We start from the raw sequence: 13,754 nt of genomic DNA, 5'->3' as shown, positions 1-13,754 counted from the left end.
TCGTAAAAAGAACGAATCCCTAACAATTTGAAAAATTGCCTTCGCACCCTATAAAGCCTGAATTAAAAGCAGGATAGAGCAACGGCCTTCTAAGCCGTCGGTCGGGGGTTCGAATCCCTCCTGGGACGCTAACTAAAGCCTTACAGCCACAACGGTTGTAAGGCTTTTTATTTTTATGCATGAATGTATAATTCACTAATTGGTGCCCTAGAGGTGCCCAAATTAAATTTTAGATAAATAGTGTGATTGGATCTATCCTCAATTCACTGGAAATAGTAGATGTGTATAGGAATATTTATAAACGAAATTTAGGTGTAAAATTTTCTGTTTCGTATAGTTATTTGGCTTTATTTCGATGGCGTTTTTTTGCACAGGAGGCTCACAAAATACTTCAAACTACGAATCTAGTACAAATTACAGGTCGACAGCATCAAGGTAGTTCACAAGGGTAGAATTACGGTAATAACAACCAGCCAAGTTATACAAGGGTGGATGAAGATCCGTTTGCAAATAGTAAAGAGCCGATTGAGGTTAATCAGGATGGCCTACCGTTCTAAAAAGAGGTGATAAATATGAACACTTTAGGGGAACAAAGGCTATAAACTACATTTACTGAGATTTAACCTAATCAGCGTAATCCGAATTAATAAATGGCAGAATGAGCGTGATAGCCTTCCATAATCAATAGGTAGTAGACCATATAATTTAGAGAACCGGGTAGAATGGTAGATGGATGAGATAATGATATGGAAAAACACTCTACTTTTGTTGTATTTTTAAAATTTGTTGGTAGAATATAAGATTTCAGGTATATAATACAAAGATAATATGTTCTTTAAAATAAAACTGAGTGGGAGGAGAATGATGAAAAAATTATTTATTGTGTTACTAGCAGCATTTGTATTTGCAGTAGTTAATCCAACAAAATCAGAAGCAAAAGTGATGTATGATGGGGCTGAAGTAGTAAAAGGGCAAACCGGAAAAATGACCTTTAAAAAAGACATCAAGGTGTACAAGAAAAATCCAGATGGTACGTTTGAATCTTTAGTGGTTAAGCGAAATAACTTCTTTAGAACGTATGATATTGAAAAATATGATGGCAAAATATTCTACCAGATGGGGCAATATCGGGTACAAGCAACGGATTTGGTAGTTTTTAAAGAAGTACCAATAGAAATTCGTTCATCTTTCTATAACAATCCAACTTATATTTTTATTAATCGTAATAGTAATACCCCAATCCCAACTTACGGATATCACTTCAAACTAGAAGGATCTTGGGGTATTTATTTCAAGGATACAAATAATGGACAACTACTGAAGTATTGCGACAGTGGTGATGGTAGTGAGGAATTTTGTTATGAGTATCTTGGTACAGACCTTAAAATCGCTGAGACAATATCGAGAGAAAGAGGTGTACGTTATGAACTAACAAGAGATGCAGAGGGGAAAGGCGTTCCATTAAAAGAATCTAAAGCTGAAAGAATTATGAAAAAGGGAAGTACTGTTTTTTCAGTGTATTATCATGAAATTAATGGTTATATATATGTGACCGAAGACTTAGAAGGAAGACTTGATAATGCTGTTTATCTTCCAATGAATTCACTAAAGCCAGTTAAAGATAAGTAATAGATTAGAAATTATATTTATGCCCTCTTATTTATTTGATAGGGGGCTGTTTTTTATGGTTGGTTGACATGTGGATAGGATGTTTATCGATGTCTTGGGCTTAGCTGAATAAAATATATATAAAGACCACTCCGTGAGGTGTTCTTTAAATTTGTATTAGTTAATTTTTCTGTGGAGGACAAATCACACAGAGAGCGTCCAGTGCTTTTTTATAATTGGTTAAATGAACGTGATAGCCTTCCACAATCAATTAGTAATAGACCATATAGTATTGGGTAGAATGGTAGATCGGAGAAATAATGTTATAGAAAAACACTATACTTTTGTAGGTTTTTTAACATTAATTGGTAGAATAGTATATTTCTGGTATATAATACTAAGATATTATGTTTTTTAAGATAAAACTGAGTAGGGGGATAATAATGAAGAAATTTTTTATTGTGTTACTAGCAGCCTTAGTATTAGCAGTAGTTAATCCAACAAAATCAGAAGCAAAAGTGATGTATGATGGGGCTGAAGTAGTAAAAGGGCAAACAGGAAAAATGACCTTTAAAAAAGATATCAAAGTGTACAAGAAAAATCTCAATGGCACATTTGATTCTTTAGTGGTAAAGCGAAATAACTTCTTTAGAACGTATGATATTGAAAAATATGATGGCAAAACATTCTACCAGATGGGGCAATATCGGGTACAAGCAACGGATTTGGTAGTTTTTAAAGAAGTACCGATCGATATTCGTGCATCTTTCTATAACAATCCAGCTTATGTCAATATTAATCATCAGGGCTTGAAATTTGAAGGAGTGTATAACCTTGACTATGGTGAACTTTTAACAGTTGGAAAACGAGAAGATGCTTGCAGACCAAAAATATTTGTAGTTTCTATTGGGAAGGGCAAATTAAATTACCATCTTTGTGCTGGAGATATTGAAGGAGAGGATGTAATTACTCCTGGTATTCTTGATAGCACTGATATTCGAATTTTTGAAAAGATAATAAGAAATAAAGGCTCGTATATATTAACAGAAGATACAGAACTATACAGTGGTCCGATGATAACAAAATACCATGGAAAAAAGTTGAAGGGAACAGTCTTTTATTCACCAGGAATTGAGATCAATGGTTATTTGATGGTAGGAGATGCGAATTTTGGTTTTATTCCAGCAAATCTATTGAAGCCAGTTGAAGATAAGTGATATATAAGGAATTATATAATGCCCTCTTAATTAGGGGCTATTTTATATGGCTTGTTGATATGCAATATTAGTTGATTAAATTAGCTGAATAAACTATATAAAGACCACTCCGTGATGAACTGCTCCCCAATTGTTAGACGCACAATCTAACAATTGGGAGCAGTTCAGAATGGGTGGTCAAAAAAATAAAACACTAAATAGCAGCCTTAGTTATAACGAAGTTGATTTACTTTTTTTCGCATTTCTAACGTCTCCAGGTGGGCGAGTGGATTCAGTATGTTCATCACGCTCATTAGGTTTTTTAATATTTGATTGTTTTGTTGACTCGTCTGTTGCAAATTCTGTATCTTTTTTATCCCTTTTCATTTCGACACCTCCTAAAGATATTATTTAACTTAACTAATAAAATATACTTTGTTTATGAGTGGTCTAAAAAGCGAGGTAAACAAAAGGTAAATATTATAGTCATAAACCGTTGATATATCAATGTTTTAGTATGTCCTCCTGAGACGTTATAATTGCGATATAAACCGCGCGAAATCAACCTTCTTGCGTAGTTAGATAGCAGTCAGTGAAGAGGTCTAACTGCCGAAATTGAAACGCCTTCTAACTAAACGTTAGGAGGTTTTTTTGCGTGGTCTAAAAAAAGATGGTTTATAAGTAATGCGGATTTAAACGGAATATTTAGCGTAAGGAAAGCTAGTACTCGATCGTTGTTAATCCGAAGTCTACGCTATCGAAGAAAATGTATTTCGCTTAACTGCTGTTTGGTTGGTTATTTTTTAACTCTGTTAAGTAATGTATGTACGAGGTACAGAAAGAGTTTTTAAATTCATATAGCATTTTGGATTTCTTTCAGCAACGATTCTTTTGTAAAATTAGAATAATTTATATAAAAAACGGAAAGAAATAGGTGTAAAAATGTTGGAGTTGATAGGTATGCAATTTGATAAAGAGAAAGAAGTTTACTGCTACAGCTGTCGTAAAAAAACTGTATTTACACGTAAAGATACGCATAATAAAAGTGGGGTAGACAGCCATTGTAGTGAATGTTCTGGTATTTGGTTTGAATGGCAAAATCGAGCCGTGGAGAGAGAAATGGAAAAGTGGATTGAATATAATAAAGGGCTCGCTAATTAGAATAAGGCGTAGTTTTCCACGTTCGGATAGGTAAAAAATAAGAATTAATCATTGCTAATCTCATTACTAATAGTTTATATATATTTTAGATAGATAGTAAAGAAGCAAAAGAGTCAGTTTGGAATTGAAAGTACTTCTTGTGAAAATAGCTCATGCCTAGGAAGCAAGAGCTGTTTTTTATTTTATATTTATTTGTTAAAATCGTAAAAATGACAAATTTAACTTGAACACTTTATGAACATTTTACTAAAATTTATAGCAATTTTAAATGGAATATAACAAAATGATAAGTTATTTATTATATTTAGTACTATTTGTCTATATATTTTAAGAGAAAACATACTCAGCTAATGCACCTTTTATCATGTTTATTCATAGTTTGCTTATTAATAAGTTCATAGCTATCATACCAATAGAAACACAATTTCAAAACAAGGAGATTAGTTATATGAACATTAAATTCACAAAATTAAGTAAGAGTACAAAAGGGATAACTGCTGCCGTGCTAGCAGCTGGAATCATGGGGGTTACAATGGCACCAAATGCATCTGCCCATGGGTTTGTTGAGAAACCAGCTAGCCGCTCCGCTTTATGTAGCCAAAATTATGGCGCACTTAACTTGAGTTGCGGAAGTGTAATGTATGAGCCACAAAGTCTAGAGGCACCAAAAGGGTTTCCACAAAGTGGACCACTTGATGGGAAAATTGCTTCTGCAGGGGGTAAGTTTGGTGGCATACTCGATCAGCAAACTGCAAATCGCTGGTTTAAGAATACAATTACAGGGGGAACAAATACCTTTACATGGAAGTACACTGCACCACATTTAACAAGTAAATGGCACTATTACATTACAAAAAAGGGATGGGATCCTAATAAGCCATTAACTCGTGCTGATCTTGAGCCAATTGGAACTGTTGAACATAATGGTTCTGCTGCATCAAATAATTTAACGCATACAATTAACGTACCAACGGACCGTAGTGGCTACCACGTTATTTTAGCTGTTTGGGATGTAGCTGATACTACAAATGCTTTCTATAGTGTCATTGATGTTAATTTGGTGAATAATGTGGATATAGATAAAGAAGCTCCATCTCAAGCAACTGGATTACAAGCAACGAAAGTTACTTCTAACAGCGCTGAGCTAAAATGGAATCCTTCTACAGACAATGTGGGTGTAAAAGAATATCAAGTATTACGTGATGGTAAAGTAGTTGGAAATGTGGTGGGAACTACATTCACAGATAAAAATTTGAAAGCAGAAACAAAATATACATATGCAATAAAGGCCGTGGATGCCGCTGGAAATGTTTCTAAAGTGAGTGAGTCTACAGTTGTAGAGACAATGAAAGCAACTCCAGATACGGAAGCACCAACGCAACCAACTACACTACATACGATGGCGGTAACATCATCAAGTGTAGATTTAATGTGGAGTGCATCAGAGGATAATGTAGAAGTTGACCATTATGTTATCTATCGAGAAACACCAGTTGGGCAAATGACTGCAGTTGGAACATCTAAAACTACATCATTTATGGATATGAATTTACAAGATAATACATCTTATAAGTATGCAGTCACTGCTGTTGATGCCGCTGGAAATGAATCTATTAAAAGTTCCGTTTTAACTGTGACTACAAAAGAACAAGGGGCGTCTTATGAGCAATGGAGTTCATTTAAGGCGTATACAAAAGGTGATAAAGTTGAGCACCAAGGTAAAGTATATGAAGCGGTTCAAAGCTATCAAGGATATGGAGATCCGAATTGGATTTTCGCATTGTCTTTATGGAAAGAAGTTAAATAAAAAGTAAAGTCCTAATAAAAAGCCTTGCTTATGCAAGGCTTTTTTCAAATTTAGTTATAGATTTTAACAATCCAAATGTCAAAGAAACGAGGGAAGAGAAAACTTATAAAAAGAGGTATAATATAATAGGAAGAAACTCATGATAGAAAGATGGATTTTAAAATGAATGAACAATTAGTAGATTGGATTACACGTTTTCAAAAGGAGAAAGATATAGAGGCTCTCGCAAACTTAAAAGACTATTGCTACTATATGATTGAGCCTTTAATTGAGGAATTTACGGAGAAATATGGTGAAGATGCTGGGGAATTATTACGGTTAAAATGGGATAAGCGTTTTTATTTTATTTTTACTAAGTATCAATTAAATGTTGGGCTGCCTTTAGATTCTTTCGTTAAAAATACGTACCGTTTTTATTTTATGCAGGTTTTAAAGAAGGCTGGCTATTGAACTAAATAATAGGGAGTATTTCAAATTTGAACATGGCTCCATTAAAAAATCCTTGTCTCGTGTTAAAAGCGAGACAAGGATTTTTATGTTTTATCATGCTCTTAGGCGGAAGATTAACTGCCTGTAGAAGCATGCTTGGTGAAGACTAATCATCAGTAGGGGATGAAGAAAACGCCTACTGATGAAAATTTCACTTTATTGATACATCAAATCTTCTGCAAGGTGGGTAAATACTTCACCGATAATAGAGTCTTCGTCGTAAACAGAAGAACCTGTATTTTCCTCAGGTTGTGCAAATGGAACTTGAGCAATGATACTTGTTTGAAGTTCATCTGCTAGTTTCTCGGCGCCACCTTGACCGAATAGATAATTCTTTTCTCCATTCGAATGTTCAAAGTAAGCCATGTTTTCAACAACACCAAGAATCGTGTGTTTCGTATGTTGAGCCATCAGACCTGCACGAGAAGCAACATGAGAAGCTGCAAGATGTGGTGTTGTGACAATGATTTCCTGTGCTTGTGGAATCATCGCTGCCATGTCAATGGCTACATCTCCTGTACCAGGTGGTAAATCGATGAGGAGATAATCTAATTCATCCCAATGTGTATTAACAAGGAAATTGCGAATCCATTTGTTGAGCATTGGACCACGCCACATGACAGGTTGGTTTTCGTTTGTGAAAAAACCCATCGACATGATTTTTACACCATGGCTTATTACTGGAATAGCTGTTTGGTCAAGCATTGTTGGCTTTTGATGGATCTTCATCATAGCTGGAATACTAAATCCATAGATGTCTGCATCTAAAATACCAACACGTTTGCCAAGACGGGCAAGGGCTACTGCTAAGTTAATCGTCACAGTAGACTTACCGACGCCCCCTTTACCACTAGTAATTGCAATAAATTTGACACCAGAATCGGGTAGAAGCATTGTAGGCATTCCTTTATCCGTAACTTTTTCTGATTTTAAAGAAGCTGTTAAACTACGACGTTCTTCATCAGTCATAGAACCAAATGTAATGGAGATTTTTGATGCACCAATCTCTTTCAACGCTTCTTCAACATCTTGTTGGATTTTTGCTTTTAAAGGACAACCTTGAATAGTCAATATAATATCTAGTGAGATATGCGTACCATTGACTTGAATATTGCGTACCATATTCAAGTCAACGATGCTTTTATGAAGTTCTGGGTCATCAACTTTCTGCAAAGTTTTTAAAATGTGCTCGTTCGTTAGCATATAACCATCCTCCTATTTTAGGCCTTTGCCAAGCCCTTTTAAGAAGTGAGCGCCAAAATTTACAGCACGATTAACATCTGGATCGTTTAGCATTTTGAACAGCTTAAAGGCACTAACTTTTTCATCAGATTCAACAGCTTTGTTCGCTTCATCTAAGCCAGTATTTAAGCCTTCAATCAGCTTTGTTGTTGTTTCTGGGTTCAGCTCGGTTAATGCTCCCGCAACACCCATTAAGTTGTTGATGATGTTTGTCACAGGCTTACGAGTTAATTGACCAAGAGCAATATGGGTAACCTCTTCTTTTGCTTCTAGTAGTTTCGTAGCTGCTTCTAGTGCTCCGATATCATTTAGTTCTGCCATGATCGTAAAGACCTGGTTAACCATTTCTTCATTCTCAGAAAGAAGTTGCTTTAAATTCTCTAACTTTTCTTCCTTTAATTGTTCTTCAGTCTTTTGCGCTTTTTGAATTGTCGTAATTGGTGCTGCCATGAACTCACTCCCTTTCGTTAGTTGTTAAATGAACGTAGCCAGGACGATTCCATTTACGTTGTACCTCAACACCATTTTGTGGATGACGTTTTTTATAACGCGGATTTGTTCTAGGAAGTGGTGATTTTCCTTTTTGTTTCAATACTTCAACGCGTACTTTTGTTTGTTTATACGCCGGTGTCGATGTATTGATGTCTCCAGCTGGGCCCGTTAAGAAATTAATCGCTGAATCTTTGCTAACAGAGTTCATAGGTAAGAAAAGTTCATTTCCTTGTACGCGATCTGTTACTAGGGCATTTAATTTTAATGCGCCTTGAGGAGACACTAAACGAAGAAGAGCTCCATCTTCAATGCCACGTTCTTTTGCTAGTTCTGGTGATACTTCAACAAAAATTTCAGGTACTTTCGATTGAATACCTTTTGATTTATTTGTCATATTACCTTCATGGAAGTGTTCAAGCATACGGCCATTGTTAATATGACAGTCATATTGCGCTTCATATTCAACCGGTCTGATCCAATCATTTAAAGCAAAGCGAGCTTTTTTGTCAGGGAAGTTAAAACCATCTTCATATAGTAAAGGTGTGTCTTTACCATCATGGCTACCCCAACAGAAGCTACCCCAATTTTCTAATACATCATAGTTCGCTTGCGAGAAGAATGGAGCAAGACTAGCCATTTCAGCAAAGATTTCACTTGGGTGACTGTAATTCCAGTCAGCACCTAGGCGACGTGCTACTAATTGAAGGATTTCCCAATCGGCTTTTGATTCACCAAGTGTTGGTAATACTTGATATAGTCGTTGTACACGACGCTCTGTATTCGTGAAAGTACCTTCTTTTTCAAGAGAAGGTGCTGCTGGTAAAATAACATCCGCATATTGTGCTGTACGTGAAAGGAAGCAATCTTGTACAACAAAGAAGTCTAATTGTGAAAGTACTTTATCTACATGGTTAGCATCGCAATCTACAAGTGCCATATCTTCCCCAACTAAATACATTGCTTTCATTTTACCTTCCATGATAGCATCCAACATTGCCATATTCGTACGGCCTGGTTCAGGTTTGATTTTTACACCATATGCTTCTTCAAATTTCTTACGTGCTTCGTCGTCTATTACTTTTTGATTACCTGGTAATAGATTTGGGAGTGTACCCATATCACAAGCACCTTGAACATTGTTGTGACCACGAAGTGGGTAGGCACCTGCACCTGGACGACGATAGTTACCAGTAGCTAGAAGTAGGTTAGAAATTGCAGCTGATGTATATGAGCCACCTGTATTTTGTGTAACACCCATACCCCAAAGTACACATGTACCGTCAGCATCACGAATCATTTCAGCAACATTTATCAACGTTTCTTTTGAAATGCCCGTTTCTTTTTCTGCATATTCTAGTGTGTATGTTTCAAGTACATCTTTAAAATCATCAAAGAAGTGCACGTTCTCTTTAATGAAGGCTTCATCATGCCAACCTTGATCGATCATATATTTTGTAACGGCCATTAACCATACTTGGTCTGTTCCTTGTTTTGGGCGCATGAAAATATCAGAACGCTCAGCCATTTCATGTTTACGAACGTCGGCAACAATTAATTTTTGACCGTGTAACTTATGGGCACGTTTTACACGAGTAGCTAAAACAGGGTGACCTTCTGCAGGGTTTGCCCCTACGATAATAACGAGGCCAGCTTTTGCGATATCTTTGATCGTTCCAGCGTCGCCACCTATACCAACTGTGCGTAGTAGGCCATCTGTAGCTGGAGATTGACAATAGCGTGAGCAGTTATCAACGTCGTTTGTTTCGAATAATTGACGTGCCATTTTTTGAATTAAGTAGTTTTCTTCGTTTGTAATTTTTGAAGAAGAAATAAAGCCGACAGAACCAGAACCGTGTTCTTTTTGAATGCCACCTAGTTTAGTAGCAATTAAGTCAAGAGCTTCATCCCATGAAGATTCAACAAATGCATCATTTTTACGAATTAATGGTTTAGTAATTCGTTCTTCAGAGTTGATGAAGTCCCAACCGAATTTTCCTTTTACACAAGTAGAAATAGCATTTACAGGACCTTCAGAAGGTTGTACTTTTAAAATTTTGCGGTCTTTTGTCCACACTTCGAACGAACAACCTACTCCACAGAAAGTACAAACTGTTTTTGTTTTCTTCGTACGTTTACTACGCATAGCAGCTTCGACTTCAGAAACAGCAAAGATACCACTATAGCCAGGCTCGACTTCTTTAATTAAACTAATCATCGGATCTAATGTTTCTTGCTTAAGTCCAGTCATAAAACCAGCTTCACCAAGCATTGATTTTTCCATTAATGCGTTACATGGACAAACGGTAACACATTGTCCACAGCCTACACATGAAGAATCGTTAATGGCAACGCCTTCATCCCAAACTACTTTTGGTCTTTCGGCTTCCCAGTCAAGAGATAATGTTTCGTTAACTTGTAAGTTTTGACAAACCTCTACACATTGTCCACATGCGATACATTGGTTTGGATCATATCGATAAAATGGGTGCGACATGTCTACTTCGTGAGGTTCAACTTTTGGTTGATAAGGATATTTTTGATGTTCAATTTCCATTAATTCTGCTGTGTTATGTAATGTACAATTGCCGTTGTTATTATCACAAACTGTACAATACAGCAGATGGTTTTCTAGTAGACGATCCATCGCTTCTGTTTGTGCAGCTTTCGCTTTATCAGAAGTAAGTTGGATATCCATGCCGTCTATAGCTTTTGTTGAACAAGAGCGAACTAACTGTCCGTTTACTTCAACGATACATGTATCACAAGTTTTGATAGGGTCAACAGATGGTACATGACAAATTTGTGGGTGGGCGATGCCATTTTGATTAATGGTATCAAGTATTGTAGCTCCCTCTGCTACATCATACGATTGGCCATTAATGTTAATTTTAGTCAAAGTGATTTCCTCCTTTTGTTCGTTGAGACTTTTTTGGCAACAGGTTAATACTGGGGATAAATCGAGAATAGGACTACGAGTTTTTTTATGTTGAATGTCTTGTTCATTAAAAAATGGTCTTGTAATAATGTCATTTTCCGATTTATCCATTTTCTACACTAAACTAGATATAGGAACATGTATTACGAGTTGTCAATGTTGATATTGCTGAAAAATAAAAAAATCCACCATGAAAAGGCACGTATAAAACATGCTGATTAGTCATGGTGGATAAAATTCTTAACAGGCCTTGCTAAAAATTCAATCTACTTTTATTTTTTATTCAATATAACTATAGAATATAAATATTAAAACCACCATGCCAAAAGTTCAAACCTATTTGTATAAAACCATGACATAAGAATCAAAATACTTTCATTCCATACATAATATCACTTATTATAGCCTTTTCAGCTAAAATGGACAATAATTATAATAAAAATTATTGATTGAGAATAATTATCATTGAATATTTTCTCTTTAATTTTTATTTAAGTTGCTATATTATTAACAAACTATAAGGGTGACCCCCAAGAACATAGGATAAAAAGATTAATTACGTTGGGAGAATCGTTAAAATGTCAAAAAAAGTGCATGAATTCAACGACATTATTCGAAAACTACGCAAAGATATATTTGGAAAAGGACCGGAGCGTATTCATACGGTTTTCGTCGAGAACATGGCTGTGTCAACTTTATATGGTAATATCACACCGACAGAAAAATTTATTGCGAGTACACCTGAAGGATTAAAAATGGTCCATGCTGCACGTACTAGGATGATTCAAGATTTGTATACTAAATCACCTCCAGAAGGCATGGAAGAATTGATGGGCACTAAGTTACTCCATTTATTTTCAGATATCAAAATTGAAGAAGATTTTGCTATTTCCGTATTTGTTTTTGAAAATAATATTAGTGAATAAAGGGGATGCCATATGGAACGAGCGGTAGCAAGAGACATAATACGTGTTGAAGGTAATCAATTCAAAGAAATAGAAGATACTGTTGTCACAGAATTTGCTGTTACAGTGAAGATTAATGAGCAAGAATTTGTGACGATGGTGTGCACTCCAGAGTATGTAGAAGATATGGTTATTGGCTATTTGGCTTCTGAACGAATTATTCGTAATTACGATGATATTGAAGAAATTTGGCACCAAGAAAAAGAAGGCTTTGTGCATGTTAAAACAAAGCGTGTGAATCCTTACTTTCAACAAATTCAAAATAAACGTTACATAACTTCTTGTTGTGGCATGAGCCGCCAAGGTTTTGTTTTTGCTAATGATGCATTAGTAGCAAAAACAATGGAAGGTATTCATGTGCGTATTACAACAGATGATTGTTTTCGTTTAATGCGCGATATGCAAGATTTGGCTGAAATCTTCAAACAAACTGGTGGTGTTCATAATGCAGCACTATGTGATACGAATGGAGTTTTATTAAGCCGAATGGATATTGGGCGCCATAATGCCTTAGATAAAATTTATGGTTATTGCCTAAAAAACAATATTAGCATTCAGGACAAAATTATCGTGTTTAGCGGAAGGATTTCATCAGAAATTTTACTTAAAGTATCGAAAATTGGCTGTGAAATTGTTTTGTCCAAATCTGCTCCTACAGAATTGGCATTGCAATTGGCAGAGCAACTCGGTATTACGACGGTAGGCTTTATTCGCCAAAATACACTTAATATTTATACACATAAGGAACGTATTCATTTACCTACAAATGAGTTAGAGCCCCCGGACGCAATTACACCAAGTTGAAATTGATCAAAATGAAAGGAAGAGATTAAAATTACTAATCTACGAGACCAACTACAAAGACCATTAAGAGATTTAAGGATATCAGTAACAGACCGTTGTAATTTCCGTTGTCAATATTGCATGCCTGCAGAAGTATTTGGTCCTGATTATGCTTTTTTACCGTCCGATAAAATATTGAGTTTTGAAGAAATCGAACGATTAGTAAAGATTTTCGTTTCATTAGGTGTGAAAAAAGTGCGCATTACTGGTGGTGAGCCTTTACTACGTCGTGATCTGCCGAAATTAATTGAACGAATACATCGCATAGCTGGAGTAGAGGATATTGCTTTAACGACCAATGGCACATTGTTGAAAAAATATGCAATTGAATTGGCGAGAGCTGGTTTATCACGAGTAGCTATTAGCTTAGATTCTCTAAACGAGGAACGTTTTTTCGAGATGAATGGTCATCGCGGAAAAGTGAAAGCGGTATTAGAAGGTATAGAAAAAGCGGCAGAAGCAGGTTTACAAGTTAAGATCAATATGGTTGTTCAAAAAGGTAAAAATGACCAAGATGTCGTTGCGATGGCAGAATATTTTAAAGAGAAACAGCATATTCTTCGCTTTATTGAATATATGGATGTCGGTAATTCAAATGGTTGGCGGCTAGATGACGTTCTGTCGAAGAAAGAAATCGTTGACCAAGTCCATCAATTTTCTCCACTACATCCTGTTGACCCAAATTATAAGGGGGAAGTCGCTACACGTTATCAATATGAGGATGCCAAAGGTGAAATTGGCGTGATATCATCTGTAACAGATTCTTTCTGCTCAACTTGTTCGCGTGCCCGTATTTCGGCAGAAGGAACATTATATACGTGTTTATTTGCGACAGAGGGAACGAGTTTACGAGAATTGTTAAGGTCTGGGGAAGATGATGAAACTATCACCCAATGCATTTCGAATGTTTGGGAAAATAGAAAAGATCGCTATTCAGATGAACGAAATGAACAGACGATGGAAAAACGGAGAAACTCAAAAATTGAAATGTCACACATCGGTGGTTAGACGAAATA

The 13,754-nt window shown here is 35.9% G+C and carries 12 protein-coding genes; 8 read left to right on the top strand and 4 right to left on the bottom strand.

The window, feature by feature from the left end; all coding sequences use genetic code 11:
• The first annotated feature begins 864 nt into the window (after positions 1-864).
• Entirely contained in the window at positions 865-1,629 is a 765-nt protein-coding gene (locus AC3WSO_RS18185) for a hypothetical protein (RefSeq protein WP_492532770.1), read from the top strand.
• A 422-nt stretch (positions 1,630-2,051) separates the two neighbouring features.
• Positions 2,052-2,825, top strand: coding sequence for a hypothetical protein (locus tag AC3WSO_RS18180; protein ID WP_492532768.1), 774 nt, complete (start codon positions 2,052-2,054; stop codon positions 2,823-2,825).
• A 210-nt stretch (positions 2,826-3,035) separates the two neighbouring features.
• Here the strand turns inward: AC3WSO_RS18180 and AC3WSO_RS18175 are convergent, their stop codons facing one another.
• Positions 3,036-3,191, bottom strand: coding sequence for a hypothetical protein (locus AC3WSO_RS18175; protein ID WP_492532766.1), 156 nt, complete (start codon positions 3,189-3,191; stop codon positions 3,036-3,038).
• A 573-nt stretch (positions 3,192-3,764) separates the two neighbouring features.
• On the opposite strand from AC3WSO_RS18175, the gene AC3WSO_RS18170 reads away from it, so the two are divergent.
• The 3 genes from AC3WSO_RS18170 to AC3WSO_RS18160 all read left to right on the top strand — a co-directional run bounded on the left by AC3WSO_RS18170 (position 3,765) and on the right by AC3WSO_RS18160 (position 6,222).
• On the top strand, positions 3,765-3,965 hold the full coding sequence (locus AC3WSO_RS18170; protein WP_492532764.1) for a hypothetical protein: 201 nt from the start codon (positions 3,765-3,767) through the stop codon (positions 3,963-3,965).
• Between the two features lie 448 nt (positions 3,966-4,413).
• On the top strand, positions 4,414-5,772 hold the full coding sequence (locus tag AC3WSO_RS18165; RefSeq protein ID WP_492532762.1) for a lytic polysaccharide monooxygenase: 1,359 nt from the start codon (positions 4,414-4,416) through the stop codon (positions 5,770-5,772).
• Between the two features lie 162 nt (positions 5,773-5,934).
• Complete coding sequence (locus AC3WSO_RS18160; RefSeq protein WP_049667586.1) at positions 5,935-6,222, top strand: hypothetical protein; 288 nt, start codon at positions 5,935-5,937, stop codon at positions 6,220-6,222.
• A gap of 195 nt (positions 6,223-6,417) precedes the next feature.
• Here AC3WSO_RS18160 and AC3WSO_RS18155 read toward each other — a convergent pair whose 3' ends face one another.
• Genes AC3WSO_RS18155 through fdhF form a run of 3 tightly spaced genes read right to left on the bottom strand, consistent with a single transcriptional unit; the run spans position 6,418 to position 10,891 of the window.
• Positions 6,418-7,464, bottom strand: a complete 1,047-nt coding sequence (locus AC3WSO_RS18155) for an Mrp/NBP35 family ATP-binding protein (RefSeq protein ID WP_492532760.1) — start codon at positions 7,462-7,464, stop codon at positions 6,418-6,420.
• A gap of 12 nt (positions 7,465-7,476) precedes the next feature.
• On the bottom strand, positions 7,477-7,953 hold the full coding sequence (locus AC3WSO_RS18150) for a helical membrane plugin domain-containing protein (protein WP_197144782.1): 477 nt from the start codon (positions 7,951-7,953) through the stop codon (positions 7,477-7,479).
• A 4-nt stretch (positions 7,954-7,957) separates the two neighbouring features.
• Entirely contained in the window at positions 7,958-10,891 is a 2,934-nt protein-coding gene (gene fdhF, locus AC3WSO_RS18145) for a formate dehydrogenase subunit alpha (RefSeq protein WP_492532758.1), read from the bottom strand.
• Between the two features lie 617 nt (positions 10,892-11,508).
• On the opposite strand from fdhF, the gene AC3WSO_RS18140 reads away from it, so the two are divergent.
• Genes AC3WSO_RS18140 through moaA form a run of 3 tightly spaced genes read left to right on the top strand, consistent with a single transcriptional unit; the run spans position 11,509 to position 13,746 of the window.
• Positions 11,509-11,856, top strand: coding sequence for a Na-translocating system protein MpsC family protein (locus AC3WSO_RS18140; RefSeq protein ID WP_323651379.1), 348 nt, complete (start codon positions 11,509-11,511; stop codon positions 11,854-11,856).
• 12 nt (positions 11,857-11,868) lie between these two features.
• A complete protein-coding gene (gene fdhD, locus AC3WSO_RS18135; RefSeq protein ID WP_492532755.1) occupies positions 11,869-12,699 on the top strand; it encodes a formate dehydrogenase accessory sulfurtransferase FdhD in 831 nt (276 codons plus the stop codon).
• 30 nt (positions 12,700-12,729) lie between these two features.
• Positions 12,730-13,746: a GTP 3',8-cyclase MoaA gene (gene moaA, locus AC3WSO_RS18130; RefSeq protein WP_492534414.1), complete on the top strand. Its 1,017-nt coding sequence runs from the start codon at positions 12,730-12,732 to the stop codon at positions 13,744-13,746.
• Positions 13,747-13,754: the final 8 nt, after the last annotated feature.

This window comes from Lysinibacillus sp. EB106-09-02-XG168 (assembly GCF_058791475.1).
This window is presented reverse-complemented; position numbering and strand designations above follow the sequence as displayed.

What these genes read in the sequence shown, in the direction of transcription:
- AC3WSO_RS18185 (WP_492532770.1), top strand. Translation starts at nt 865, where the DNA reads ATGAAAAAATTATTTATTGTGTTACTAGCAGCATTTGTATTTGCAGTA.
- AC3WSO_RS18180 (WP_492532768.1), top strand. Translation starts at nt 2,052, where the DNA reads ATGAAGAAATTTTTTATTGTGTTACTAGCAGCCTTAGTATTAGCAGTA.
- AC3WSO_RS18175 (WP_492532766.1), bottom strand. Translation starts at nt 3,191, where the DNA reads ATGAAAAGGGATAAAAAAGATACAGAATTTGCAACAGACGAGTCAACA.
- AC3WSO_RS18170 (WP_492532764.1), top strand. Translation starts at nt 3,765, where the DNA reads ATGCAATTTGATAAAGAGAAAGAAGTTTACTGCTACAGCTGTCGTAAA.
- AC3WSO_RS18165 (WP_492532762.1), top strand. Translation starts at nt 4,414, where the DNA reads ATGAACATTAAATTCACAAAATTAAGTAAGAGTACAAAAGGGATAACT.
- AC3WSO_RS18160 (WP_049667586.1), top strand. Translation starts at nt 5,935, where the DNA reads ATGAATGAACAATTAGTAGATTGGATTACACGTTTTCAAAAGGAGAAA.
- AC3WSO_RS18155 (WP_492532760.1), bottom strand. Translation starts at nt 7,464, where the DNA reads ATGCTAACGAACGAGCACATTTTAAAAACTTTGCAGAAAGTTGATGAC.
- AC3WSO_RS18150 (WP_197144782.1), bottom strand. Translation starts at nt 7,953, where the DNA reads ATGGCAGCACCAATTACGACAATTCAAAAAGCGCAAAAGACTGAAGAA.
- AC3WSO_RS18140 (WP_323651379.1), top strand. Translation starts at nt 11,509, where the DNA reads ATGTCAAAAAAAGTGCATGAATTCAACGACATTATTCGAAAACTACGC.
- fdhD (WP_492532755.1), top strand. Translation starts at nt 11,869, where the DNA reads ATGGAACGAGCGGTAGCAAGAGACATAATACGTGTTGAAGGTAATCAA.